Origin of the sequence: Dehalobacter sp. 12DCB1 (assembly GCF_004343605.1) — a bacterium.
GTDB lineage: Bacteria > Bacillota > Desulfitobacteriia > Desulfitobacteriales > Syntrophobotulaceae > Dehalobacter.
Genome location: NZ_POSF01000018.1, coordinates 39531 through 65110 on the forward strand (window position 1 = coordinate 39531; position 25580 = coordinate 65110).

The 25580-nt window shown below is 45.6% G+C and carries 26 protein-coding genes and 1 tRNA gene; 1 reads left to right on the forward strand and 26 read right to left on the reverse strand.

What is annotated here, in order from left to right; all coding sequences use genetic code 11:
- Nucleotides 1–5: 5 nt before the first annotated feature.
- From polA to C1I38_RS11315, 21 genes are all read right to left on the reverse strand, one after another.
- Nucleotides 6–2807 carry a DNA polymerase I gene (gene polA / locus C1I38_RS11220; RefSeq protein WP_119776398.1) on the reverse strand — a complete coding sequence of 934 codons (2802 nt, stop codon included), beginning with the start codon at nt 2805–2807 and terminating at the stop codon, nt 6–8.
- Nucleotides 2808–3030: 223 nt separating this feature from the next.
- Nucleotides 3031–3513: a polymer-forming cytoskeletal protein gene (locus C1I38_RS11225; protein ID WP_119776400.1), complete on the reverse strand. Its 483-nt coding sequence runs from the start codon at nt 3511–3513 to the stop codon at nt 3031–3033.
- A gap of 152 nt (nt 3514–3665) precedes the next feature.
- The gene (locus C1I38_RS11230; RefSeq protein ID WP_119776402.1) at nt 3666–5354 is read right to left on the reverse strand and encodes an AMP-binding protein; all 1689 of its coding nucleotides are present in this window, start codon (nt 5352–5354) and stop codon (nt 3666–3668) included.
- 16 nt (nt 5355–5370) lie between these two features.
- Nucleotides 5371–5922, reverse strand: a complete 552-nt coding sequence (locus C1I38_RS11235; protein ID WP_026156158.1) for a cupin domain-containing protein — start codon at nt 5920–5922, stop codon at nt 5371–5373.
- Between the two features lie 160 nt (nt 5923–6082).
- A complete protein-coding gene (locus C1I38_RS11240; RefSeq protein WP_119776403.1) occupies nt 6083–6619 on the reverse strand; it encodes a 2-oxoacid:acceptor oxidoreductase family protein in 537 nt (178 codons plus the stop codon).
- A complete protein-coding gene (locus C1I38_RS11245) occupies nt 6619–7362 on the reverse strand; it encodes a thiamine pyrophosphate-dependent enzyme (RefSeq protein WP_119776405.1) in 744 nt (247 codons plus the stop codon). Before C1I38_RS11245 ends, C1I38_RS11240 begins: the two co-directional genes overlap by 1 nt.
- A 2-nt stretch (nt 7363–7364) precedes the next feature.
- Nucleotides 7365–8429 (reverse strand): 3-methyl-2-oxobutanoate dehydrogenase subunit VorB, encoded by a 1065-nt coding sequence (gene vorB, locus C1I38_RS11250; protein WP_119776406.1) that lies wholly within the window; start codon nt 8427–8429, stop codon nt 7365–7367.
- A gap of 5 nt (nt 8430–8434) precedes the next feature.
- On the reverse strand, nt 8435–8659 hold the full coding sequence (locus C1I38_RS11255; RefSeq protein WP_083916684.1) for a 4Fe-4S binding protein: 225 nt from the start codon (nt 8657–8659) through the stop codon (nt 8435–8437).
- On the reverse strand, nt 8647–9312 hold the full coding sequence (locus tag C1I38_RS11260) for a hypothetical protein (RefSeq protein WP_020490919.1): 666 nt from the start codon (nt 9310–9312) through the stop codon (nt 8647–8649). Before C1I38_RS11260 ends, C1I38_RS11255 begins: the two co-directional genes overlap by 13 nt.
- Before the next feature lie 128 nt (nt 9313–9440).
- Nucleotides 9441–10391: a hypothetical protein gene (locus C1I38_RS11265; RefSeq protein WP_119776408.1), complete on the reverse strand. Its 951-nt coding sequence runs from the start codon at nt 10389–10391 to the stop codon at nt 9441–9443.
- Between the two features lie 363 nt (nt 10392–10754).
- Complete coding sequence (locus C1I38_RS11270; RefSeq protein WP_020490921.1) at nt 10755–11057, reverse strand: hypothetical protein; 303 nt, start codon at nt 11055–11057, stop codon at nt 10755–10757.
- 281 nt (nt 11058–11338) lie between these two features.
- Nucleotides 11339–11425, reverse strand: a tRNA-Leu gene (locus tag C1I38_RS11275).
- Nucleotides 11426–11535: 110 nt separating this feature from the next.
- Nucleotides 11536–11733 carry a DUF2007 domain-containing protein gene (locus tag C1I38_RS11280; protein WP_119776410.1) on the reverse strand — a complete coding sequence of 66 codons (198 nt, stop codon included), beginning with the start codon at nt 11731–11733 and terminating at the stop codon, nt 11536–11538.
- 21 nt (nt 11734–11754) lie between these two features.
- Nucleotides 11755–12240: a pantetheine-phosphate adenylyltransferase gene (gene coaD, locus C1I38_RS11285; RefSeq protein WP_119776411.1), complete on the reverse strand. Its 486-nt coding sequence runs from the start codon at nt 12238–12240 to the stop codon at nt 11755–11757.
- Between the two features lie 98 nt (nt 12241–12338).
- Nucleotides 12339–15755 (reverse strand): DNA polymerase III subunit alpha, encoded by a 3417-nt coding sequence (locus tag C1I38_RS11290; RefSeq protein WP_119776413.1) that lies wholly within the window; start codon nt 15753–15755, stop codon nt 12339–12341.
- A gap of 273 nt (nt 15756–16028) precedes the next feature.
- A complete protein-coding gene (locus C1I38_RS11295) occupies nt 16029–17336 on the reverse strand; it encodes a DRTGG domain-containing protein (protein ID WP_119776414.1) in 1308 nt (435 codons plus the stop codon).
- A gap of 79 nt (nt 17337–17415) precedes the next feature.
- Nucleotides 17416–17634, reverse strand: coding sequence for a small, acid-soluble spore protein, alpha/beta type (locus C1I38_RS11300; protein ID WP_119776416.1), 219 nt, complete (start codon nt 17632–17634; stop codon nt 17416–17418).
- A gap of 16 nt (nt 17635–17650) precedes the next feature.
- A complete protein-coding gene (locus C1I38_RS14135) occupies nt 17651–17785 on the reverse strand; it encodes a cleavage protein (protein WP_199698291.1) in 135 nt (44 codons plus the stop codon).
- Between the two features lie 188 nt (nt 17786–17973).
- On the reverse strand, nt 17974–18669 hold the full coding sequence (locus C1I38_RS11305) for a metal-dependent hydrolase (RefSeq protein WP_119776417.1): 696 nt from the start codon (nt 18667–18669) through the stop codon (nt 17974–17976).
- The gene (locus C1I38_RS11310) at nt 18666–19841 is read right to left on the reverse strand and encodes an MraY family glycosyltransferase (protein WP_119776419.1); all 1176 of its coding nucleotides are present in this window, start codon (nt 19839–19841) and stop codon (nt 18666–18668) included. Before C1I38_RS11310 ends, C1I38_RS11305 begins: the two co-directional genes overlap by 4 nt.
- 57 nt (nt 19842–19898) lie before the next feature.
- Nucleotides 19899–20375 (reverse strand): tRNA (cytidine(34)-2'-O)-methyltransferase, encoded by a 477-nt coding sequence (locus tag C1I38_RS11315; protein WP_119776420.1) that lies wholly within the window; start codon nt 20373–20375, stop codon nt 19899–19901.
- A gap of 228 nt (nt 20376–20603) precedes the next feature.
- Between C1I38_RS11315 and C1I38_RS11320 the strand changes: the two genes are divergently transcribed.
- On the forward strand, nt 20604–22526 hold the full coding sequence (locus C1I38_RS11320; protein WP_119776422.1) for an aconitate hydratase: 1923 nt from the start codon (nt 20604–20606) through the stop codon (nt 22524–22526).
- A gap of 201 nt (nt 22527–22727) precedes the next feature.
- On the opposite strand, the gene C1I38_RS11325 is transcribed toward C1I38_RS11320, so the two are convergent.
- The 5 genes from C1I38_RS11325 to C1I38_RS11345 all read right to left on the reverse strand — a co-directional run bounded on the left by C1I38_RS11325 (nt 22728) and on the right by C1I38_RS11345 (nt 25320).
- Nucleotides 22728–23321: an HD domain-containing protein gene (locus C1I38_RS11325; RefSeq protein ID WP_119776423.1), complete on the reverse strand. Its 594-nt coding sequence runs from the start codon at nt 23319–23321 to the stop codon at nt 22728–22730.
- Nucleotides 23322–23412: 91 nt separating this feature from the next.
- The gene (locus C1I38_RS11330) at nt 23413–23625 is read right to left on the reverse strand and encodes a DUF3006 domain-containing protein (RefSeq protein WP_119776425.1); all 213 of its coding nucleotides are present in this window, start codon (nt 23623–23625) and stop codon (nt 23413–23415) included.
- Between the two features lie 42 nt (nt 23626–23667).
- Nucleotides 23668–24654: an MBL fold metallo-hydrolase gene (locus tag C1I38_RS11335; protein ID WP_119776427.1), complete on the reverse strand. Its 987-nt coding sequence runs from the start codon at nt 24652–24654 to the stop codon at nt 23668–23670.
- 31 nt (nt 24655–24685) lie between these two features.
- A complete protein-coding gene (locus C1I38_RS11340) occupies nt 24686–25117 on the reverse strand; it encodes a hypothetical protein (RefSeq protein ID WP_119776429.1) in 432 nt (143 codons plus the stop codon).
- 2 nt (nt 25118–25119) lie between these two features.
- The gene (locus C1I38_RS11345) at nt 25120–25320 is read right to left on the reverse strand and encodes a helix-turn-helix transcriptional regulator (RefSeq protein WP_119776431.1); all 201 of its coding nucleotides are present in this window, start codon (nt 25318–25320) and stop codon (nt 25120–25122) included.
- Between the last annotated feature and the right edge of the window lie 260 nt (nt 25321–25580).

Genomic DNA, 25580 nt, shown 5'->3' on the forward strand with positions numbered 1-25580 from the left:
ACCTCCTAAAACAACAGCGCACCCACCTGATAAGGGACCATATCATACCAGTTACTTCCGACTTTGCAGTCTACCAGCAATGGAACAGAAATCGAGAAAGCCTGCTCCATCTCTTTCTTGACAATTGCTGCGACCTTTGGAAGCGCTGACGGTTCGACCTGGACTACCAGTTCGTCGTGAACCTGAAGTAAAATTTCTGCCTGCAGGCCCTCAAGCGCTTCAGCTACTTTGATCATCGCAATTTTCATAATATCAGCCGCACTTCCCTGGATCGGCGTATTCTTGGCGATCCGTTCGCCAAACTGCCGCGTCATTCTGTTTGGATGAGACAATTCGGGGATTTTCCGCAGCCGGTTCAGCAGCGTACGAACCTCTCCCTTTTCTTTGGCTTCAATGACAGTATCTTCGAGATACCGGTGAACACCGTTGTATCTTTCAAAATACTGGCTGATATAGTATTTTGCTTCTTTTCTGGAAATGGTCAGATCGCGGGCCAGTCCAAAGTCCGTCAGACCATACATTAAACCAAAGTTAACCGCTTTGGCCTTGCGCCGCATATCTGAATTGACTTCGTTCAGCGCTACGTCAAACACCTCGGCAGCTGTACGTCTGTGCACGTCTTCCCCGACCAGGAAAGACTCACAAAGTATCGGATCTTTCGAATAATGCGCTAAAATTCTTAATTCGATCTGAGAATAATCCGCGGATAACAAAAGCCAGTCTTCCTGAGTTGCCTGGAAGACCTTCCTAAGTCTCCGGCCTTCTTCCAGACGGATTGGAATATTTTGCAGATTCGGTTCGGTACTGGAAAGTCTGCCGGTAGCTGTAACCGTCTGCTGAAACGTGGTATGAATTTTGCCGTCACAGCACTGAGCCAGCAGGCCCTTGACATAGGTGGAATTCAGTTTGACCAGCTGCCGGTATTCCAGTAGTTTTTCCACGACAGCGTGCTCCGTCCGTAATTCTTCCAGCGTTTCCGCATCCGTTGAATAACCCGTTTTGGTTTTTTTGAGTGGCGGGAGCCCTAAATTCTCAAATAGAATCCTGCCAAGCTGCTGCGGCGAATTGATGTTAAAGCTTTCACCGGCCAGATTATAAATCTCGCTTTCTAATCGGCTGATCTTAACCTCAAGTTCCTGACCATATTCCTGGAGTTTTTCCTTGTCCAGTGCAATGCCGGTCTTTTCCATCCTGGCCAGTATGAGGCTTAGAGGCTCTTCAACCTCATGCAAGAGCTTTTCAAGATCGTCTTCCGCCAGCTTTTCCATATAGGAAGCGGCAAGTTTCCGTAGCAGAGCTGCTTCCCGTGTCGGCGTATTCGAAAACAGATCCGTCACATAATCCCCCAGCAATTCGGAAGCGCTGTAATTGGACCGGTTCGGGTTTAACAGATAAGCGGCCAGGCTTAAATCCAAATCAACGCCGGCAAATATCTTATTCTCATTCAGTAGCAGTGAATACAGCCCCTTGCTGTCTGCAAGCACTTTGCGGACACCGTCGTCAGCCAGGATTTCTTCCCAGAGACGCAACACACTTGGAGCAGCATCATACCGATTCAACGAATACGTATGATGTTCATCACAGATCCCCATTTCAGTCCAGAGCCCCTGATGAATATTCCTTCCCTCAAAACGATAACTGAGTGCGAGGACCGGTTTCTGCTCAAGCCAGGTATTCAGCAGCTCCAGCCATCCTTCTCCGTCCATGTTCTTTTCTTGCTGGACAGTATCAATGGTCTCTGCCTTGTGATCTTTCATGCCGCCTTTATTCTGATCTATATTCGGCTCTCCATCTAAATCTTTAATCAAATCTCCATATCGGTCATTCGTTAAATCTGGCTTAGAAGCAGCTATCTCGTGAGTTTTAATCTCCTGATTTCTGTTACCTGATGCTTTTTGCTTCTTGCCTTTTTCAACCATTTGCTCAGGCCCCCTTACCGCAGCGAGGCTCTGTTCAAACAGCGACGCAACTTTATATAAGCTGTAGCTATGGAGGATCTTTCTGCAGGCATCTTTGTCCGGCTCCGTCCATTTTAAGTCGTCAAGAGAAAACGCGACCGGCACATCGTGAATCATTGCTGCGAGCTTTTTGCTTAAGAGTGCCTGATCAGCGTATTGATTCAGCAGTTCCTTTAATTTATTGCCTTTGACCTCATCCTTGTTCTGCAGCACATTTTCGACGGACCCGTATTCGTGAAGCAGTTTCAGTGCTGTCTTTTCCCCCACACCGGGAATCCCGGGGATATTGTCCGAAACGTCCCCCATCAGGCCTTTCAGATCAATAATCTGGGCAGGCTTCAGCAAATATCTTTCTTCCAGCCGTTGTTCGTTATAACACTCAACTTCTGAAATCCCTTTCATTGTCAGCAGCACAGAGCTATGCGGTGAAATCAACTGAAGAGCGTCCCTGTCTCCGGTAAAGATTAAAACTTCTATTTGCTGGGCAATCGCCTGATCATTTACTGTCGCTATGATATCATCCGCTTCGTAACCTTCCATTTCCAAAATCGGAACGGCCATCACGCGCAGAATCTCTTTCAGATAATTAAACTGTGGACGCAAGGTCTCCGGAGTTTCTTTCCGGTGGGCTTTGTAGCCTTCAAACTGCTCGATGCGGATCGTTGCTTTCGTCTTGTCAAAAGCAACGACCCAATAGTCAGGTTTCTGCTCTTTCTGGAGCCTGAACAGCATGGTTAAAAAACCGTGTACAGCATTCGTCGGAAGCCCTTCGTTGGAAGTAAGTGGTGGAAGCGCATAGAAAGCTCTATTTATAAGACTGTTACCGTCTAAGATCAGCATTCGGGGCATTGTAAAACTCCTTTCAAGAACGTTTCTTCAGAATCTACCTCGGAATCATTCGTCAAAAACAATTCGTTTGAATATACCTTTCTATATCATAACCTTTTCTGGAATCAAGTACAACAAGTACACAGCGCAGAAAAATAAACGGCTGCATTGCTGCTAGCCGTTTATATCCGCTAATTTCATTCGTTCATCATCTATAGAATGCACCATCTAATACTCTTTCTTTTTAAGGCATTCTGTTATAGACAATAGGCTTAAAGGATAATTTTGACTTCTTTTTTCCTTCTAATGATACAGGAGTTTCGTTAGGCTCGCTTTCATATTCCGTCTCGAGATTGGATTCCAGTTCAGTTATGTCCTCTTGTTGACCATGATTCTGGCTCTTCCCTATAAACTTTGCTCCCTGTTCAATCTGAAGCAATTTTGTTTTTATATCACCGTAGACTACAGCAGTTGAAGCAATCTCCAATAAATTCTCAGCTGTGATATTTCCATGTACTTCTCCCTGTATCCGAGCGTTTACGGCAAAAACCTCCGCTGTGACTTTTCCGTGCGGACCTACAATCAGATTTCCTTTTGTTTCAATCGTACCTTCCAGCTCCCCGTCAATCACCACATTGACTCTGGAACTGATTTTTCCTGTTATTTTGCATTCTTTGGCAACATACATATCGTTATCTGTTTTTTTACCAAATTCAACGATTTCCATCTTATTCCCTTTCACTTTCCATTATTAAACAGTATATAAATCAAGGATATGCCAAATAATGCTATTTTCCCATAGGCCAAAGGTCCTATATTCATAGGACCTTTGTAGGATATTTCAGGAATAGCTAATGCGTTTATTTATTATCTTCTTTACTATTCGGATCGCAAATCCTTTTCCCTGATTTCAACCCTGCGGATTTTTCCGCTGATCGTTTTGGGGAGCTCGTTCACAAACTCGATGACTCTCGGATATTTATACGGCGCAGTTACCTTTTTGACATGATCCTGCAATTCCTTCATCATGGCTTCCGAGGGTTCATAACCCTTGTTCAGTACGATCGTCGCTTTGACGTTAAATCCTCTGATTGGGTCTGGTACACCCGTAACAGCTGATTCCAAAACTGCGGGATGCTCCGCCAGAGCCGACTCAACTTCAAAGGGTCCGATGCGGTAGCCTGATGATTTAATAATGTCGTCATTCCTGCCGATATACCACAGGAAACCAAGCTCATCACGGTAGGCAAGATCGCCGGTATGGTACAGGCCGTCATGCCAGGAACGCTGCGTATTCGCTTCATCCCGGTAATAGCCCATGAAAAGGCCTTTCGTCTTGGTCTCGTAATCCGGAGCTTTAATGCAAATTTCCCCGGTGACCCCAGGGTCAACCTCTTTGCCGTCTTCATCCGTAATCACCATCTGATACCCCGGTGTGGGCATCCCCATCGAACCCGGTCGTGGCTGCACCCATGGATACAGGATTGAGCAGCAAACGGTTGTTTCCGACTGCCCAAAGCCTTCAAAGATACGCAGTCCGGTAGCCTGCCGCCATTGATTGAATACTTCCGGATTTAAGGCCTCTCCTGCAGTGCAACAGTGTTTGAGTGAAGAAAGATTGTAGCTTTTCACATCTTCCCGCAGCATAAAGCGGTACATGGTCGGTGGTGCACAGAAAGTCGTTATCTGGTACTTTTCCAGTTTTTGCAGAATATCCGCACCATTGAAGGTGTCAAAATCATACGTAAAAATCGCTGACTCCCCTAACCACTGGCCATACATTTTACCCCAGAGAGATTTCAGCCAGCCGGTGTCGGAAATTGTGAAATGCAGACCGCCAGGCTCTACTCTGTGCCAAAAAATGCCAGTCATAGTATGTCCCAAGGGATAAGCATGGTCATGCGAGACCATCTTGGGGTAGCCGGTCGTTCCGGAGGAAAAGGCCATAATCAACATATCCGTGACTTTGGTCGCTTCTTCGCCGGTAGGGCGTTGCCATTGGTCAGACGCAGCTTCAATCCCGGCTTCAAAATCGAGCCAGCCTTCTCCTGCATCCTTATGTTTGGTAACCGCTTTCATTTGAACCGTTTTGCATTCCGGAGCAGCCTCGTCAAAATGCCGAGTACAATCACCGTCTGCTGTAATCACGGCCATCTTGATACCTGCCGCCTGGCAGCGATAGATATAATCTTTTGCCGTCAGCAGGTTCGTGGCCTGAACAGCCACTGCACCAATTTTATGCAGAGCCATCATCGCATACCAAAACAAATAGCTTCTTTTTAAAACCAGAAGGACAAGATCTCCTTTTTTAATGCCAAGTGACTTAAAATAGTTCGCTGTTTTATCAGACCAGCGCTTCATTTCAGCAAACGTGATCCTTTTTTCTTCACCGCTATTGCCTACCCAGAGCATCGCCAGCTGATCCGGCTTCTCCTCAGCTAACTTGTCAAGGACATCGTAGGCAAAGTTAAAATCATCCGGACAGGTCACCTTAAAATTTTTATATAAATCCTCCAGCGTGACATAGTCGTCGCGGTGTCTGCCAATATATTTCTCATACATGATCATATGTGCGCGTCCTCCTTTATTTCATGACGATGGCCAGGAATTTTGCCGGAACATCACCATGAGCCTTCATCGCGTGGGGAACGGACGAATCAAAGTAAACGCTGTCACCTTCACCGAGCTCGTAAACCATCTCACCGATAAAAAAATCCATGGATCCTGAAACCAAGTAATTGAATTCTTGCCCGTCATGGGAATGACGTTCCGGTATCGCATTGTTCGGCTCTACTGTCACCATAAACGGTTCAGCTTTCTTATTACGGAATGTAAATGCCAGGTGCTTGTAATTGTACGCTTTTCGGCGGTTGATCTCATACCCCCCGCCGGCTCTGACCACACAGCAGGTGGACAGCTTTGGCGACTCGCCGCTGATGATATCCAGGACATCTACTCCTAAAATACCCGCGACATTGTATAGAAAACTAAACGAAAAGTCTTTTTCTCCTGCTTCATACTGAAGATAATCCGCCACCGGAACATCAAGTTCCTCAGCAATTTTCTCTGACGTGAAGCCTGTAGACTCGCGCAGCATCAAGAGACGTGCGCCCATATCCTTTAGTTGATCGGTCAAGTTAATGGCACCTCCTTATAATCTGCTTGTTTTAAAATAATTGCCGAATCGTACTACTATACTATAACACTATGTTTCAATAGTATCATGCTGTAATACAATACGGCAATACTTTTGCGATACTTTTTTAAATACTTACGTCAAAACGAGAACACTTTCGTTAAAAATGATACCCTATTTCTATCGCTTCGATGTTGGATGCCAGAAGATCTTTCTTTCTCTCCGGAATGGACTTGGATACGGCTTTATTCAGCATCTCCAGATCAAAAATACCGGCTTCCTTGGCAATTTTCCCAACCATGACCATATTTGCAAGTCCTTTCAGACCGGCATCTTCAGCCAGCTTCGTTGCCGGAATATAAAAGGTCTGGACATCGGTACGCTGTACCTGAATGGAGATCAGTGAAGAATCAACAATGATTGTCCCGTTTTTCTGGACGTCACTTTCAAATTTTTCGAGGGACGGCTGGTTCATTGCAACCAACATCCCGGGATAGGTAATAATCGGTGATCCGATCGGCGTATCACTAACAATCACGTTGATATTAGCTGTGCCGCCGCGCATCTCCGGCCCATAGGACGGAAGCCAGCTGACTTCCTTGCCTGTGAGCAGCCCGGCATAGACAAGGATTTTGCCGGCAAACAGCACACCCTGTCCGCCAAACCCTGCAATCATAAGTTCAAGTGTCGTGCTCATTAGAAAACCTCCTTATCCTTATAGACACCCAGCGGGTAGTAAGGAATCAGGTTCTCCCGCAGCCAGGTGAGCGCTTCAACAGGCTCAAGACCCCAGTTGGTCGAGCAGGTCGACAGAACCTCGACAATCGTAAAGCCTTTCCCGGCCACCTGATATTCAAAAGCCTTTTTGATTGCCTTTTTAGCGTTAATCACATTTTTAACACTGTCAACAGATACGCGTTCCGCATAGGCCGTTCCGTCAACCGTGGAAAGCGTTTCGCAGATTTTGAGGGGGAAACCTGCGTACTTTGGATCTCTTCCGTAAGGAGAGGTCTGCGTGATCTGACCTGGGATGGTCGTAGGGGCCATTTGTCCGCCGGTCATGCCGTAGATAGCATTGTTGACAAAGATAATGGTGATATTCTCACCTCGGGCCGCTGCATGAATGGTCTCAGCCGTCCCAATAGCCGCAAGGTCTCCATCACCCTGGTACGTAAAGACGATATTGGCCGGATTGGCGCGCTTAAGGCCTGTCGCAACTGCCGGAGCCCGGCCGTGCGCTGCCTGCGCCATATCACATTCAAAATAGTTATAAGCAAGCACAGCGCAGCCAACAGGGGCGACACCGACTGTTTTTCCGGTAAGATCAAGTTCGTCAAGAACCTCTGCCACCAGCCTGTGAATAATCCCGTGGGTACAGCCGGGGCAATAGTGACTGGATACATCTGAAAGTGCTTTCGGTCTTTGAAAAACGATTTCCATCATTAGCTCCTTTCCGCCTGCGCAGCGTTTTCTATGGCTTCCAATACAGACTCGGGAGTCGGAACCATACCGCCGGTACGGCTGCAGAGATGAACCGGACGACTGCAGCGAATGCTCAGTTCTACGTCCTGAATCATTTGTCCCATACTCATTTCGACCACCACAAAAGCCTTTGCTTTTTCCGCTGCGGCTTTCAGTTGATTTTTCGGGAACGGCCACAGCGTCACCGGACGAATCAGCCCTGCTTTAATACCCCTTTGACGGGCTTCGTTGATTGCATTTCGGGCAATTCTCGCGCAGATGCCGTAAGCAACAATGATCACTTCCGCGTCTTCGGTCAGATAATTGTCTGTTCTGGCAATTTTCTCAACGTCCGCATATTTTTCGAAACGTTTCAGGTTAAGCATCTCGAGCTCTTCGGCTTCGAGATAAAGCGAATTGATAATATTTCTTTTCCTTTGACCTTTTGTTCCGGTCAGCGCCCAATCCTTGGTAACGGTCGAAGCCGCTTCTCCGCGGCTGATGTCTACAGGCTCCATCACCTGTCCGAGCATCCCGTCGCCTAAGATCATCGTAGTCATCCGGTAACGGTCAGCCAGTTCAAAAGCTTCTACCGTCAGGTCAAACATCTCCTGAACCGTATTCGGTGCGAGCACGATCATGTGAAAATCCCCGTGACCGGAAGAACGCGTTGCCTGAAAATAGTCAGACTGGGACGGACGGATTCCGCCAAGTCCAGGACCGCCGCGCTGGATATTCACCAGCACAGCTGGCAGATCACTTCCTGCCATATAGGACAAGCCTTCACTTTTCAGGGAAATTCCCGGGCTTGATGAAGATGTCATCGCACGGACTCCCGCTGAGGATGCTCCGTAAACCATGTTAATGGCCGCAATTTCACTTTCCGCCTGTAAATAGGTTCCCCCGATTTTCGGCATACGTTTAGCCATATACGCTGCAACCTCAGTCTGAGGCGTTATCGGATATCCGAAGAAATGACGGCAGCCAGCCATAATCGCTGCTTCGGCAATTGCTTCGTTTCCCTTCATTAATACTTTTTCCGCCATTTTCTTTAATTCACCTCTTTTTCAATCTGAATACAAACATCTGGACACATAATCGCACAGAACCCACAGGCAGTGCACGCTTGCTGATCGGTCATTTCCGCAGGATGAAATCCTTTGCTGTTAAGGGCTTCGGGCGAAAGCCTGAGCAGTTTCTTAGGACAAGCGTTTACACAAAGAGAGCAGCCTTTGCACCTGTCTGCCTCGATTGTTAGTTTCGTCACTTTTGCCATTCATACTCCTCCAAATCTATTGGAAATATATTTTGAATATTACTTGCCAGTCCCGGTGCCAGACTTCTCTGCACGGTTGTCATCACAATCGGCAGTCCCGTTCTTTCAGAAATTTGCTCTGCGTAAGGAAGTGAATCCATAACATCGGAGGCGGTAGTAGCATTACCCAGGTTGGAATTATTAATAATTCCGGAAAATTCGATTCGCGCTGCCGCTTCAATTTCATATTTAATTTTAATCGTTGCTTCAGCATCACGGCTTAAAGGCCGGTACATATTCACAACAATGTAGGCAGCAGCATCTGTACGGTGAAGCTGTTCGTAATAGCGGCCGAGAGCATAGGCTCCTCTGTCATCACCGCCAACGTCAATCACCGCATAGGCATCGCGTTCGTCAAATATCGCATTGATTTCTCCCGGAACAGCAGGAATATCAACATTCGAGTTCGCATAATCCGAGGAAATCAGCTTAATCTCTGACCTTTTCAGCATCTGCGCGCTGTCTTTCGTTCTAAAATAAGGGTTAACAATATCCAGATCGGCAATAATGACTTTCTGATGACTTTTTTTCAGCCACAAGGCGTAGTTAACAGCGACACTCGTTTTGCCGCTACCATAGTGACCGGCAAAAATAGTAACCCTTGCACTCTGCACACGAGACCTCCTAAAGTGAGAATGATAAGACAATTAAAATTAATAATACCATTAATTCACGTTTGATATCAACTTCAATACATATTTAATACTGAATGTTTGGCTTATTTAATGGTTGCTTCGTTGTTTTATAATCCAAATAAATCCTTTAATTCCAGCGCGACATCGGTATCCATATAGGTCAGCATCGCGAGCTTTAGATCACTTTTTTCTTCCGCGGTAAGCTTGTTGTATTCTAAAATAACCCTGCCGGCCTGATCGCGATAAGGTGAGGAAGGATTTTGGATCAGATTATTGACAACCGTCATCATGGATCCGACGATTTGTTTTTCCTGCGCTGTTTTCACATTTGTATAGACGGTCCCTAACTGACTGTAAACAGTACGTAGCAGTGCTTTTGTCGCTTCTGAATTAATTTGAGAGCTACTTCCTCCTTGACCGGATGAATTCGCACCTCCAGCAGTACTTTTGCTGTTCGAAGCCTTTTCATCTTTCTTCACTTCGAATGTCATTTTGTCAGGTTTTACCGAAAATGCTATGATCTCAAAAGGAAAAATTTCATCTGTCAAAATAAGGGTGTGGCCTTCAAGGGTAATTCCTTTATCGGCTATCGCCCTGATCTTGCTGATTTTATTGAGGACCAAGCCTTTAGGCAGTGATATTTTGCCTATTTTAAACTTTTCCGGTATATAGACTATGCTCCCGTCACTGTAAAACAGATACCCTTCGGAATACAACTGAAATTTGATTTTTTGCCCAATTTTTCCCCCAATAAATATCTCAATCTTGTTTTTCCCAAGCTTGGAGGCAAGCTGTGTAAAATACGGAACTGACTGCAGTTTCTTTTCGCAATAAAAAGCCATTGCGCTGTTGATCTCATCTTGACTAAATTCAATTGTCCCGCCCTGTTTTTTGATATTCTTCACCTTATCTGCCATTTCTGTCACTGAGACAGTCTGGTAGGCAGGCTCATCTTCTGACCATAAAGCCATAACCGCCGAGATAATCATCACAAACACAATAAGACAGGCAATGCTGACTCCTAAAACTTTTTTTGATAAAAATTTTAGTCCGAACAAAAAAACACTCCCTCTCAGCTCTTACTGCCAGACAGTATAACCTGAAGCGTATTGCACCAGATCTCTAACTTTATACCGACATCTATGTTAAGAATACCATAAGAACGATTCGATTACATCCATCGTTCCACAATACATCATGGTCCGATAAACAGCAAATACGGGTGTTTAGATTCAAATCCGAATCATAACCACCCGTATTCGTCAATTGTCAATTGCGAATTTTTCACCTTTTAATATGTTGTCGTTTTACACTGAAACCAATGTAAAACCTGCCAATTTACTTGCAGTTTTCTAAATTCTTTAAAACAATAGAACCCAAAAAACTTAAAGTAATTGTGAGGGTTACAAAAAGGCACGCAATTAATTCTTTGGACCAAATAAATAAATGGAAAAGTATTCTTCTCCATCTTTTTCAATCCTATACATTGCTTTTTTCTGTTTCGAAGGCATTTTCACAATATTAAAATTATTTGTTATAAAATACCCGAAACCGAGCTCATTCATTGGGAAGTATAATATCCCGTTGTCATCTTTAATTGGTTTAAACGTATCATAAGAAATCTGCTGGATCTTTATGCCATCCGAAGCCTGTTCTGAAAATATAAGCTGGCAGTGTTGATACATCTCAAAGTCATGATACAGTTCAGCAAATTGGTTTTCCATTTCAATCCCCCCTTTCCGGTTTTATTACTTCGCTATGAAGATTTCTTTTCCTGCTAAAAACTCAAAATTTAGCTGATATCCTAAATTTTATACAGGCATATACATGTTTAAAGCATTTCTTGACTCATTTTGCAATCTCCTTAATGACTATATCGTACACGTCTGAGAATAAATTACTTTAGTATATTCGCTATAAAAACCAAACAACCGCTGAATAAGCCATTATTTTTTCTCAGTAAAAAGGCAAAAAAATAAAAAGGCCCTTAAGCCTTGATATTACTTGGTGCCGAAGGCCGGGGTCGAACCGGCACATCCTCACAGATATCGGTTTTTGAGACCGACGCGTCTGCCAATTCCGCCACTTCGGCACGCCTTACTTTTGCTATTTTATAGTATCAGCGTCAAAAACGCAAGTACATCGCCATTTTTTTTACGGCTATTTTCATATTATTTTTTATTACAATAAAGACAACTTGGATTATGAACGCATAATACCGGTCAGAATCTCGTTCGCTTCCTCAGCCTCCGACTCCGGCACGAGTATTTCGACGCTTACGTCGGTGGATTCCTGTGAACCTACTGCTTTTAGCTGGGCTAAGATACCTTCGTCTGCAAATGCTTTTTGATATTTTTCAGCGACTGCTTTATTTGGTGCTATATAAATGACTGTCCACATATTCTATCCTCCAATAAGCATTTAGACCATCTTATTATACTTTTGAATCATTGCTTTCTCCACATTTGGCGGAACTAATCCTGAAACATTTCCTTGCAGACTTGCCGCCGATTTGATCGAGCTGGAACTGATGAACGAATACTCACTTTTTGTCATTAAAAAGACGGTCTCGATGTCGGGAGCCAGCTTTTTATTCATCAAAGCCAGCTGAAATTCGTATTCGAAATCAGTCATGGCCCGCAAGCCTCTGATCAGAGCAACAGCTTCGCATTCACGCGCAAAATCCACAGTCAGACCGCCAAAAGACTTGACTTCAACATTTTCCATATCGCTGGTTTCACATCTCAACAGTTTCTGTCTTTCTTCCAAGGAAAAAAGCGTCTGTTTGTTACTTTCGGAAGCTACCGCCACAATGACACGGTCAAAAAGATAAATGGCTCTATGTAGGATATCAAGGTGTCCATTGGTTACTGGATCGAATGTTCCCGGGTATATTGCAGTTCGCACAAAAAATCTCCTTCAGTCTAGAAAATATCTCAGCGTCATAAAATCTATTTATGGGATTCGCCTCAAAGCAGCAATATCCTGCCTCTTCCAACAAATTTTTATTGCCATCTTACCTGATCATTTCCCAAAAGCGCAATAAGCGCCCTGTCAAGCTCTTCAGATGGCCGGACAAAATAATTTGGACTTATCTCAAAGGTCTTCTTATTATCCTGGCAAAAGAAATAGACAGGATGTGTTCCGCGGAATGCCCCTAGAACCGCCAGAATCTTATCGGTCAGCTCCGTATCCTGATTGCTTGGAATCTTTAGAAACAATTTATCCGGTTTGACGCTGCATTCCTCAATCGGCAGAACTTTTTCAGCAAATATTTTCTTTTCATCTTCATTCACATAATAACGACCGTGAACAACTACAATATGGTCATTGTCCATCCTGACAACTTCCGGAAACAATCTGGGAAATACCAGAACCTCGATCGTTCCGGTCAGATCCTCCAGTAAGAAGGTAGCCATCATTTCCCCTTTTTTCGTTATTGTTTGCCGATAAGAATTTATTATCCCACCTAGAATAACCTTTTTTTCTTCCGCACTTTCGAGACAGGCCGCGATTTCTGAACTTGTGATTTTCCTGAGCAGGTCATTCACGGAATAAAGCGGATGGGCTGTGAGATAAATACCGATATACTCCCTCTCCATCTTCAGGATCTCATTCTCGCTGAATTCCGGTATTTCAGGCATGATCAGCCCTTCATCAAGGTCCTGATCAAGATCAAACAAAGACATCTGGCCGGATTCGCTGTCCTTTTGCCGGTTCTGAGCCAGCTCCAGCGCCTGATCCAGGACTTTCATAGCCTGAGCGCGGCTGCACAGTGACTGAAACGCGCCGGCCTTAATCAGACTTTCCAGCGTTCGTCTGTTCAGAACTTTAGCATCCATGCGTACAATAAAATCATAAAACGACGCAAACGGGCCGTTCGTTCTTTCTACAATGATCCTATCAACCACCTGTGTCCCGACATTACGGACCGCCTCGAGTCCAAAACGTATCGCTCCGTGTTCAATGGTAAAATCCCGGTAACTGTACTGGACATCGGGCGGCAGAATCTCAATGCCGCTGCTCCTGGCCTCCTGAATATAAAAAGTCACTTTATCTGATGCACCGATCACGGAACTCAGCAGCGCCGCGGTGTATTCCAGCGGATAATTCGCTTTTAGATAGGCTGTCTGGTAAGAGATCATCGCATAAGCCGTAGCGTGGCCCTTATTGAATCCATACTCGGCAAATTTGGCCATAAGGTCAAAAATATCTTCAGCTTCCTTTTCCCCTATGCCCAAACGAAGTGCTCCCGGCACAATCCATTCACCGCTGCTGTCCTGTAGTCCATAGATAAAGTTCTGCCTTTCTTCAGCCATGATCTTCTTGTCTTTTTTTCCCATGGCTCTGCGCAGAAGATCTGCTCGTCCCAGAGAGTATCCGCCAAGATTCTGAGCAATCTGCATGACCTGTTCCTGGTAGACGATAATCCCGTATGTGGGTCTTAAAATCTCTTCCATTTTCGGATGCAGAACTTTGATCTGCCCGCCATGCTTCCGGCGCACAAACTCCGGGATCTGTTCCATCGGACCAGGACGATACAGAGCGAGCACAGCAATAATATCTTCAAAACAACTGGGCTTCAAATCTTTTAAGATAGCCCGCATGCCGCCGCTTTCCAGCTGAAATACGCCTGTGCTGTTACCTTCGGAAAGCAGTTGATAGGTCGCCTGGTCATCCAGCGGTAAATGATTCAGATTAAGCTGGATACCGCAGGTCTGTTCAATATTAGACTGGGCTTTGGTCAGGATTGTCAGGTTCCGCAAGCCCAGGAAATCCATTTTCAGCAGTCCGATCTCCTCGACCAATTTCATCGGGAACTGGGTCATCAGCAGCCCATCGGAAGTTTTCTGAAGTGGAAGGTAACTGGTCAATTCATCCCTGGCAATTACGACGCCCGCAGCATGCGTAGAAGCATGCCTCGGCATCCCCTCCAGCGATTTTGAAATCTCATAGAGCTTTTTGATTTCCTCTTCTTCCCGAACCATTTTTTGCAGTTCCGGAGAAACAGTCAGCGCTCTTTCCAGTGTCATACCCAATTCATACGGTACAGCTTTGGCGACTTTATCGACTTTGCTGAGCGGTATATTCAGAACCCTTCCGACATCCCTCAGCACGCCCTTGGCACCCATGGTGCCAAACGTGATGATCTGGCAGACTTTCTCTTCCCCATACTTTTCCGTCACATATTTGATGACTTTTTCCCGGCCTTCCGGGTCAAAGTCAATATCAATATCCGGCATTGAAATTCTTTCCGGATTTAAAAAACGTTCAAAAAGGAGATCATGGCGAAGCGGCTCCACAGAGGTGATGCCGAGCAAGTAAGCAACCATGCTCGCAGCTGCCGAACCACGCCCCGGACCAACCGCAACATCATGCTCCCGGGCATAACGGCAAAAGTCTGAGACAATCAGAAAATAGCCGGAAAAACCTGTCTGGGTAATAATCCCAAGCTCATATTCCAGCCGTTCGCGCTGTTCCGGCGTTGCATCCGGGTAGAATACTGGGAACGCCTTCCAGCATAATTCCCGCAGGTACTCGTCCAGTGTACAGCCTTCTGGAACCTCGTAGACCGGCAGGTAATGCTGGCCAAAAGTGAAGCTGACCTTGCAGCGCTCCGCAATCTCATTCGTCAGGTGTAAAACCTCGGGGGTCTCCCCAAAAAGCAGGTTCATCTCCTGCTTGCTCTTCAGATAATACTCCCGGCCTTCAAAACTCATCCGGGAAGTGTCAGCCAGTGTTTTTCCGGTCTGTATGCACAGCAGGATATCCTGAACCGATGCATCTTCTTTCCGAATATAATGGACATCATTGGTCGCGAGCAGCGGAATCCGTGTCTCCCTGTGAAGGCCCCAGAGGCCGGCATTAACTTTTCTCTGATCCGTTATCCCATGATCCTGTAACTCCAGATAGAAATGATCCTGGCCAAAAATATCCAGATATTCCATCGCTGCCGCTCTGGCTCTGGCCGGATTGTCCTGAAGAAGATACTCCGGGATCTCACCGCCCAGACACGCGCTCAGTGCAATTAAACCTTTACTGTGCTGCTGCAAAAGCTCCTTGTCGGCTCTCGGTTTATAATAAAAACCGTCCACGTTGGCCTGTGAGACAATTTTCACTAAGTTCTGATAACCCTCGTTTGTTTCGGCAAGCAAAACGAGATGATAGTTTTTGTCATCTTTGCCGAGAACCCGTTCCGTTCTTTTTCCCGGTGCCATATAGATTTCACAGCCTATAATCGGCTTGATCCCTTGTTTACCGCAAGCTTTATGGAAATCCAGTACACCGTACATCACGCCATGATCGGTGATAGCAAGCGCCGGCATTTCTAATTCTGCAGCAGAACGTGCAAGGTCGTTGATCCTGGCGGCACCATCCAGTAGACTGTATTCAGTATGAACATGTAAGTGGATAAATCCCACTATCTAACCCTCTTCTTCCCTAAGAAAATTGCTGGTACTATCTATAAAAATGGTGGCTATTTACTTTGTAACAGTTCTTCAAGCCTAACAAGTATTTGTGTCTGATTTTTCAGTTCCTGCATCTGCTCATCCTGCAATATGGCGAGATAGAATAATTAAACTTAGGAATACCCTTTATTTCCTTGTTAATTGACTCTTTTGGATGTATAACATGTTGGTGCTTTTGACCTATACTCTCTGGACTCATCCTCATCCCCCCCTTCATCGTATTTCCTATCTTTTGTCCCCTATCCGGGCTATCATCATTCCTTTAGCCAGGGCTCCCTTGTCGTTGAAAACTTCAATCTCAATATTGCAGTTCTTTTTTGTCACTAGCAATAGTCTGGCCGAAATGCTAACTACTGTTCCGGCCGGAACCGGATGGAATTGATAAAAGCTAAAATTTTCTGCAATCGCATCTAAGCGGTATTTTTTTCGGAGCGCGATGTAACCCGCCGTATTCATCAGGGTTACCAGAACACCGCAGCTGGCTGAACCAAATTCATTCACCATAAACTGCGTGATTTCACCCCGAATAGTCAGGTATTCCGATTCTTCCACATAACCAAAACCGCTTAAAACCAGATTATCCACGGTCTCGCCGAACTGAGGCTGCTTCTGGATCTGCTGAAAAGCCTCGAGTACATCCTGCAAGCTTATGACTCCGATCAGCTTGCCGTTTTCGAGTACGAGCGCAATCTCCCAGCCCTCCCAGACCATTTTACGGGAGATATGGGTAACCGGATCGTCTCTTCCGACGGTCAACGGATTCCTGTTCATGACTTTGGTGATTTTGACCTCTACGCCTTCACCGGCGACATCGACCGCGGTCACAATACCGAGTAGGTTGTGCTGGTTATCGATGACTGGGAAGCGGCTGTGTCCGGTCTTTTGCGAAAGCTTGTACCAGTCTCCGATCGTAGCACTGTCTTCAAGAACCTTCGCATCCTTGACCATGATATCTTCAACAAGCAGTAGTTCCTTACTGATGAGCCTGTCAAAGAGCGCCCGGTTGATCATCGTTGTAACTACGAATGTGTCATACGGGGAAAGGATGATCACCGAATTCAGGCTCTTGGCCAGCGCCACAACCTCTTCCGTAGGTTCCAGGCCTCCGGAGATAAGCAAAGGAACATTATTTTTCAAGGCAAGGAGCTGGGCATCCGTCCTGTTGCCGACGATACAAAGTGCGCCTTCTTCCAGATAACGCGCTAAATCTTTCAGTTCCATCGCCGCAATAATAAACTTATTCGGACATTCCGTCAGCCTGTTCCCTCCGCAGATGACAAGCCCTTCCACGATTTGGGCCACTTCCTGAAGCGTAAGATCTTCAATCTGTTTTTCTTTGACGCCTTCAATCCGCAGCGTCCCAACCTTCGGGATCGAACGGACAAACCCTTTGTTCTCCGCTTCTTTAATCGCACGGTAAGCAGTCCCTTCGCTGACATCGAGCTCTTTGGCGATGAACCTGACTGATACCTTACTCCCTATGTCGAGATTCTCAATAAAGTTAAGAATCTGCTGATGCTTTGTCTTTGTCAAATAAAAACGCCTCACCTGTTTTTTTCATTAATTATATCACATGGTAAGGCTTTGAACTATTTATTGTATAGAATAGCCTTTATTTGTTGATCCGTTTTAATCGCTGAGACAATTTTCCGCCTATTTTGCCGGAAATTCGGGGAGACAAAGAATCCCAGCCCTCGTTTTTGACCTGCTGGATGATGCCGAGTTCCGACGCAATTTCCATTTTCATTTCCTCAATAAAGTCGGGCCTCTTCTTCTTGTTATCCTTTTTGTTCGTATTGCCTGTATTTAGCTTGGTGCTGTTTTCTTTCATGCTTTAACGCTCCTGTTCAGAGTATGGAGACTGCGGCCAGTGAACCATCCCGGTTAGGGCATTCGGGGGCCTTCAGCCCATGGTTGTTTTCCAGACGGCAGACGCCGTCCACAGCATAAATGCATTCTTTCGCGCATTCTTTGGTTCTCATTCTGTTCTCATCTCCTTACCGTGTATTTTTGCCCTAAAAAGCAAAAAATATCCTGTAAGGATTACAGGATTTTCTTTAAAGCACATCTATCTGTGTTCATTTTATATAGATATTGGTTTTTATATTTGAATTGCTTTATCTTCTAGTCTTCTTGATATGATTTTGCGCTGCATTAATGTCTTTGGATTCTATAACTTCATACGTTGTCCCGGATCAAGGATCATTCCCTTGCTCTGCGGTGCTTTTCTGCTTAGCAGCGCGAGAAAGTCCCTGGAATCCTGCTGTTCTTCCTCAAATGTATTGTAATGCATCGGAACCACGACTTTGGCCTGGAGCATCCGAGCTGCTTCGGCCGCATCTTCCGGCCCCATTACAAAATTATCCCCGATCGGCAGCATAGCCAGATCGATTCCCATCAGGCTGCCAATAAGTTGCATATCCCCGAACAAACCGGTATCCCCGGCATGGTAAAGCTGCTTGCCTTCAATCTGAAGCAGAAAACCACAGGCCAAACCACCATACAAACAGGTTCCGTCAACCTGCTCGATCCCGGAACCATGAACGGCCTGAGTCAGCTTTACAGTTCCAAACGGAAAGACGTGCTTACCTCCGATATGCATCGGATGGATCCTCACCCCAAAGGTCTCCGCATACCGGCATAGTTCAAAATTAGAGATCAGGACTGCCCCGGTCAGCCTGGCCAGTTCGACCGCGTCTCCCAAATGATCGCTATGACCATGCGTGACCAGAATTGCATCGAGCGCTTTAAAATCAACCGGCTTAACCTTTGCTTTCGGATTCTTCCGCAAATAGGGATCTATCATCAACCGACCTGCGTCAGACTGGATTTCAAAACAGGCATGGCCGTGAAAGATGATATTCATATTTTATTCCCCATTTTGATCTTTTCTTCTTGACTCTGCCCTTCTGGATTCAGCGTTTCTGCCTGACTCTGCTCTTCCATTTTATGCTGCATTCCCTCTCCATCCTTCTCAAGTTCCTTTTTATCTTCCCTGTCTGTAGAAACTGACCTTGTCACCGTGTACCAGTTATGCAGGCGGAACTTTCTGAACATAATTCGTAAAATAATGCCGAGGTCAATAACCACCAGAATCGCCGCGATATACCAGTGTCCATAGGCGGAGAAAATTGCCGCCAGCCCGAAACACAGGCTAATCCCATACAGAACAAACACTGCCTGGCGCTGGGTCAGGCCGGTATCAAGCAAACGGTGATGAAGATGCCCCCTGTCTGCCCGGACAATCGAATGTCCTTTCCACTTTCTCCGGATAATCGCAAACAGCATGTCCGTTAAAGGCATGCCGAGCACCAGCAACGGGAAAACCAAACCGAGTATCGTAGCGGTTTTCAGCAAACCCCAAATGGAGACTGCCCCGATCATATAGCCGAGAAACATACTTCCGGAATCACCCATAATGATTTTAGCAGGATTAAAGTTATAGAACAAAAAGCCCAGCGTTACACCGCTCAGGGCCAGCATCAAAAGATCAGCCCCCGGATAGGCCGAACGGATCGTTGCTGACCAAAATAATGTGATCGCCGCAATAAAGCAAATGCCCGAAGCGAGGCCATCCATACCGTCGGATATATTCACGGCATTGACCAGACCGACAATCCATAACAAGGCAAATAGGTTGCCGATCAAGCCGAGTTGGACGACTCCATATAGGGGCAGCGTGATATGCGGGACTGCCATGCCGAAAAAAATCAGAATCACCGCGGCCAGGATCTGCCAGAGCAGTTTGACCAGAGGCCTCATTCCTTTTACATCATCATAGATGCCGACCACAAAAATAATTGTGCTGCCGAGGAAAAGTCCGATCAGCATTTTATTCACGGCCACTGTCAAAAAAACAGCCAGCCAAAAAGCCAGATAAATCGCAGCGCCGCCGAGACGCGGAATCGGGGTCTTATGTATTCTCCGCTCACCCGGATAATCCATCACACCCCATTCTCTGGCCAGGATAATGGAGACGGGTGTTAAAATCAAAGCAAATAGGACTGCCAGCAAAAATGTTGATAAATAGGAAAGCATACTACCTCCGGATATCGTAAGTTAAAGGGCATCGCGACATTAGGCCATCCGTGGCCGTCACACCTGACCTGGGAAGCCCCATTGACGCAGAACCTCATACGCAATCACTGCGACCGAATTGGACAGATTTAAGGACCTCGCATCCTTTCTCATCGGCAAGCGGATCTGCCGGTCAGGATAGCGCTGTAGGATTTCCGGCGCCAGCCCCTTTGTTTCCCGTCCAAAAAGCAGATAGCAGCCATCTGGAAACTCCACATCTGTATAAAACTTAGATGCTTTGGTCGTGGCCAAGAAAAGCTGACCTTCAGCGTTCTGGGTTTCAAATTCGTTAAAATTTTCATAAACATGCACCTTCAAGAGATGCCAGTAATCAAGTCCTGCTCTTTTTAAATGCTTATCATCAATACTGAAGCCGAGCGGCTTCACTAAATGCAGGTCGGCCTGAACCGCTGCGCACAATCTGGCAATATTTCCTGTATTGGGAGGTATCTCGGGTTCAACTAGTACAATGTTTAACCTGCTGTCCGTCATCATCATTTTCTCCAAAAACTGCTCTTAAATCCAATTAAATAAACACAACAGCTATATTATAACCCGAAAACAACTAAAAATGAACGTTGAAATATTCACACCGCAAAAAAACTACCCATATCCTTAAAAAATCTGCTATATTATGTATACTTTTTTGTTATACTGGATGAATCAGGCTTATTCTGTTATATTATAAAGTTGGATCATAAATTAAATAAAGGGGTAAGAAATATGAAACAAAATTTAACACAAAAAATATTATCCGCCCATCTCATCTCCGGTGAACTTGGGGCCGGAGGAGAAATCGGCATCAAGATAGATCAGACTTTAACTCAGGATGCCACAGGAACCATGGCTTATCTTCAGTTTGAAGCCGTTGGTATTCCAAGAGTCAAAACAGAATTATCCGTCAGTTACATCGATCACAACACCCTGCAGACCGGTTTTGAAAATGCTGACGACCACGCTTTTCTCCAAAGCTGCGCTTCCCGCTTCGGGGTTTATTTTTCACGTCCCGGCAACGGGATCTGCCACCAGGTCCATCTGGAGCGTTTCGGAAAACCTGGTAAAACCCTGTTGGGCTCGGACAGTCACACCCCTACCGGCGGTGGAATCGGCATGCTGGCCATGGGCGCCGGCGGCCTCGATGTTGCCGTAGCCATGGGCGGCGGCGAATTCTATCTGCCTGACCCGAAAGTTGTTAAAATCAATCTAACCGGGAAATTAGCTCCTTGGGTGTCCGCCAAAGATGTCATTTTAGAAGTCCTGCGCCGCCTGTCCGTCAAAGGCGGTGTCGGCAAGATCTTTGAATATGCCGGTCCTGGCGTCTCCTCGTTAAGTGTCCCCGAAAGAGCCACCATCACCAACATGGGCGCCGAGCTCGGTGCTACGACCTCTGTCTTCCCTAGCGATGAACAGACCCGGATCTTCCTGAAAGCTCAGGGCCGCGAAAATGACTGGATTCTGCTTGAAGCTGATGCAGATGCAGCATACGATGAAGAAATCTGTATCGACTTGTCTGCCTTGGAACCGCTTGCAGCTCAGCCGCACATGCCTGACAACGTTGCAGCCGTAAGTACGTTAACGAATATCAAAGTTAATCAGGTAGCGATTGGCAGCTGTACGAATTCTTCCTACCGCGACCTAATGACCGCCGCTGCCATCTTAAAAGGTAAAGTGGTCGATCCGAGCGTCAGTCTGGTTATCGCCCCGGGCTCCCGTCAGGTTCTGACCATGCTGTCCAATAACGGCGCGCTGACCGATCTGCTGGATTCCGGAGCCAGAATTTTAGAATCAGCCTGCGGACCCTGCATTGGCATGGGCCAGTCCCCTTCCTCCGGTGCCGTCTCCTTAAGAACCTTTAACCGCAACTTTGAAGGACGCAGCGGAACTGCGGACGCGGGCGTATATCTGGTCAGCCCGGAAGTTGCTGCTGCAAGTGCGCTGACAGGTTACTTTACCGATCCCCGCACGCTGGGCCCTGCTGCTGAAATTCCAATGCCAGAAAATTTCCGGGTCGACGATTCGTTGATTATTTCACCCGGTTCTCCGGACACGGCCATCGTGCGCGGCCCAAATATCAAACCGTTGCCGATTGCTCCGAAGCTTACGCCGGATCTGGAGCTTCCTGTCGTCATCAAGCTCAATGACAATATTACCACAGACGATATCATGCCTGCAGGCGCGAAAATCCTGCCGCTCAGATCCAATATCCCTGCCCTTTCCGAATATGTTTACAGTAAAATTGATGACGGATTCTCTGCCAGAGCCAGACAACTTGGTCAAAGCATCATTGTGGCCGGTCAGAACTACGGTCAAGGCTCCAGCCGCGAACATGCCGCACTGGTCCCAATGTACCTCGGTGTTAGAGTTGTCCTGGCCAAGAGTTTTGCCCGGATTCATAAAGCCAACCTGATTAACTTTGGTATTCTTCCGCTTACTTTTTTCAATGAGAGTGACTATGATCTGATTAAGGACGACAGCAAGCTTATCTTTACGAATCTGACTGAAGCCCTGTCTAACTCCGAAGAATTTGATATATTGTTAAGTGAAAAGAATGCTTCCATCAAGGTCAGCCATAGCCTGACTGAACGCCAGATTGGAATCATCTTAGCCGGAGGCTTACTGAACTATACCAAAGAGGCTGGCAAATAAGTTTTGTCTAAGAAAAACTCTCCTGCTTGTGGAGCCCACAGCAAAAAGCCCGAAGGCCAAGGAAGTATAACTCCTTGAACTTCGGGTTTTTATCTGGTTCGAATAATCTTCTTGTTTGAATACTAATCTGTTCGATCATAATCTTAGTTTGAATAAAAGATTATAATTCTAATAATAAAGATAGGGGCATCCCCGTCTTTTTTAGCGAGTTGAAAGAGTCTGGTCCTCTTCCTGCTTGTCCGGTTTGGAATCGAAAAGATCGCTGACGGCTTTCGCAAATGTAAGATAAAGCTTCTTAAAATCATCATCCACCGGAGGATGCATTAAGCTTTGCACGAGATTACGGTAATACCATTCCTGCTTCTCCCTGCCCCGGTTAAACCGCATCCAAAGCTTCTCGCCCTCTTTTTGATAGTCTTCCAGCATCGTCAGAACATTATGCAGCTTGTCCGCGCAGGCCACGGCCTTGATCACCGGTATCGCTGTTTTCAGGTATTCAATGGTATGTTCTTTGCGTTCTTCCCACTGTAGTGATTTGTCCGGTTCCGAACATCCCTCTACGATCAAGGCAACCTTGTTGCCAAATTTATTGCGGAGATATTCCAGATTAATGATGGTATCCTCAACGGTATCATGCAGGATCCCAGCAACAACAATGTCTTCCGCACATCCTTCTTTCTGCAGGATCATTCCAACTGCATACGGGTGTGTAATATAGGGCGTATTGGTCCCTTTCCTGAACTGATTCTTGTGGGCATTTGCTGCGATGTCTATTGCGGCGAATACTTTGTTCATTCTTCCTCCTAAAGGTTAACCCCAATATGATCAACTATCAATTTAACGCTTTTTCGAAATCCTGTCCAGTCAAAAATGTGGGATTTGACAACTACTCGAACACATCACGGGCCAGTACATCAATTTCCGCTTTCAGTCTGGCTGTTTGATTCTGATCAAGCTGCCATTTACCATCATCAAATAGGATGACATCACCTTCCTTAATCCCCGCAGGAAGATCAGTGAGGTTAATATTCTTTCTGTTGTTACCATCAAACTCCACCACAGCGACGCTGTCTTCGAAACGATCAATAACACCCTTCATTTTGATACCACCTTTTTGAGGTAATCATGCCTATTGGTCCCATTATTTTGATGCAATCTCCAGCGTATGAAATGTCACTTCTGATCCGTCGGATACCGCAACAATCGTCCCTTCCAGATCCGTCCTGAATACCTTGACTCCCCTATTCTTTAGCTTATCCAGTGTATCCTGTGCAGGGTGATCATAATCATTTTCTTTCCCGACGCAAATCATTGCATATTCAGGGTCTATCAGATCCAGAAAGGGCCCGGATGTTGCGTCGCCGCTGCCATGATGACCAACCTTTAGGACCGTCGACTTCAGAGCATACATGCTCACATTGCGCAGCATTTCTGACTCTGACATTTCTCCTACATCACCAGTGAATAAAAAAGAAGTGCTGCCGAATGCTATCCTGATCACAGCGCTGTAATTGTTCAGATCTTCATAATCCGAACCGTTCGGAGCGAGTACAACGGCAGTCACACCGTCCCCTAAGTTCAGCTTCACACCTGTTTTTGCCGGTGTTATTTTGAGGCCTTTATTTTTTACCGCGCTAAGTACATCCTTGAACGTTTCAGTCGTATGTGTTTTGCTTGGCATGATGACTTGCCCGATTTTAAAGGCATCGATTACGGCATCGAGACCCCCGATATGATCCTCATGGGGATGGGTGCCAACGACAATATCCAGTTTGCTTATTTTCTGTTTTTCTATGTACGAGATAACCGTTTCTGCATCTTCATTATTCCCTGCATCGATCAGCATGGTTTTCCCCGAAGGGGCTTTGATAAGGATGCAATCCGCCTGCCCGACGTCAATGAAATGGACTTGAAGAGTGCCTGAGACTGGAGCAATATCCGCACCTGAGCCGGTATTGGAGGCATTCGGATTTGACGACAGCGTACCTTTTTGATCTTTGACCGCAGTCGCTGTCTGCCGCGACTGATCCGAAAAAGTCACTGAGCTGCCGTTCAGTGAGCTGTAACCAAGTAAAACTAGTACAATTAGGCAAAGAATCGTTAGAAGTAATCTTTTTTGCTTTTTCATTGAGCTTCCTTTTCATACAATAATGATCGTTTCACATTTCTTTTTCATACTTTGATCTGTAATAGATTCCTGAGAATACAACAAATAAATAGGAAATAACCAATATGATAATCGCCGTCAAATCAATCTGCATTAAACCAAATGCCAGGATGATCACGCCATATACATAGATCATTTTATCATAAGCCTTAGCTTTGGCCTTATTGGTAATGGTTAGATTTCTTTCATCGTTTTGCTCAATTTCTATTTTCTTGACCTCGTCCGGATAATTTTTCAGCGCCATACTGCTAATGATTTTCCCTAAATGGTGACCGAATAGTCCGCATCCCATACCAACACAGACGTATGGCAAGACTTGCATACTTCTTTGTGGTTCATGAATGGCCTTTATCAAAACGAACCCTATTACGATTAATAGTATTCCTAAAATGGAAAAGCCAATTGCTTTAATATTCTTTGTCATATTTATTTTTCCCCCTCATAAATAAATATTTCTTCAACATTCATCCCAAAGAAGCGTGCAATTTTGAATGCTAAGATGATGGATGGATTATACCGTCCATTTTCAAGTGAACCTATGGTTTGTCTAGATACTTCCAAAGCTGCGGCAAGCTCTTCCTGCTTTATTCCTCGCTGCCTGCGTATTTCTTCTAATCTGTTATTCATAGACTCACTCCTAATGTTTATGGAAAGTTTGCTTTCCATAAACATAACATATTCCAGATAGAATGTAAAGTTAACTTTCCATAAAAAAACTGGTGCTCTAAACCTGTAAAAAATTAATATCTATAAGAAAGAGGTAAAAATCAGGAAAATCCAAGGAATTCAATCAAATCCGCAAAGTTTAATGAATTGCAGAGGTAGCATATACGGAATAGTCTGAGGAAAATCACAGGATGAGGTTGTTATCTGCTGTCTTCTTATGC

Bases quoted from the DNA above. Each gene is read 5' to 3' on its own strand.
- polA (WP_119776398.1), bottom strand. From the start codon at position 2,807: ATGCCCCGAATGCTGATCTTAGACGGTAACAGTCTTATAAATAGAGCT.
- C1I38_RS11225 (WP_119776400.1), bottom strand. From the start codon at position 3,513: ATGGAAATCGTTGAATTTGGTAAAAAAACAGATAACGATATGTATGTT.
- C1I38_RS11230 (WP_119776402.1), bottom strand. From the start codon at position 5,354: ATGATCATGTATGAGAAATATATTGGCAGACACCGCGACGACTATGTC.
- C1I38_RS11240 (WP_119776403.1), bottom strand. From the start codon at position 6,619: ATGAGCACGACACTTGAACTTATGATTGCAGGGTTTGGCGGACAGGGT.
- C1I38_RS11245 (WP_119776405.1), bottom strand. From the start codon at position 7,362: ATGGAAATCGTTTTTCAAAGACCGAAAGCACTTTCAGATGTATCCAGT.
- vorB (WP_119776406.1), bottom strand. From the start codon at position 8,429: ATGGCGGAAAAAGTATTAATGAAGGGAAACGAAGCAATTGCCGAAGCA.
- C1I38_RS11255 (WP_083916684.1), bottom strand. From the start codon at position 8,659: ATGGCAAAAGTGACGAAACTAACAATCGAGGCAGACAGGTGCAAAGGC.
- C1I38_RS11270 (WP_020490921.1), bottom strand. From the start codon at position 11,057: ATGGAAAACCAATTTGCTGAACTGTATCATGACTTTGAGATGTATCAA.
- C1I38_RS11280 (WP_119776410.1), bottom strand. From the start codon at position 11,733: ATGTGGACAGTCATTTATATAGCACCAAATAAAGCAGTCGCTGAAAAA.
- C1I38_RS11300 (WP_119776416.1), bottom strand. From the start codon at position 17,634: ATGAAAGAAAACAGCACCAAGCTAAATACAGGCAATACGAACAAAAAG.
- C1I38_RS14135 (WP_199698291.1), bottom strand. From the start codon at position 17,785: ATGAGAACCAAAGAATGCGCGAAAGAATGCATTTATGCTGTGGACGGC.
- C1I38_RS11305 (WP_119776417.1), bottom strand. From the start codon at position 18,669: ATGAATATCATCTTTCACGGCCATGCCTGTTTTGAAATCCAGTCTGAC.
- C1I38_RS11310 (WP_119776419.1), bottom strand. From the start codon at position 19,841: ATGCTTTCCTATTTATCAACATTTTTGCTGGCAGTCCTATTTGCTTTG.
- C1I38_RS11315 (WP_119776420.1), bottom strand. From the start codon at position 20,375: ATGATGACGGACAGCAGGTTAAACATTGTACTAGTTGAACCCGAGATA.
- C1I38_RS11320 (WP_119776422.1), top strand. From the start codon at position 20,604: ATGAAACAAAATTTAACACAAAAAATATTATCCGCCCATCTCATCTCC.
- C1I38_RS11325 (WP_119776423.1), bottom strand. From the start codon at position 23,321: ATGAACAAAGTATTCGCCGCAATAGACATCGCAGCAAATGCCCACAAG.
- C1I38_RS11330 (WP_119776425.1), bottom strand. From the start codon at position 23,625: ATGAAGGGTGTTATTGATCGTTTCGAAGACAGCGTCGCTGTGGTGGAG.
- C1I38_RS11335 (WP_119776427.1), bottom strand. From the start codon at position 24,654: ATGAAAAAGCAAAAAAGATTACTTCTAACGATTCTTTGCCTAATTGTA.
- C1I38_RS11340 (WP_119776429.1), bottom strand. From the start codon at position 25,117: ATGACAAAGAATATTAAAGCAATTGGCTTTTCCATTTTAGGAATACTA.
- C1I38_RS11345 (WP_119776431.1), bottom strand. From the start codon at position 25,320: ATGAATAACAGATTAGAAGAAATACGCAGGCAGCGAGGAATAAAGCAG.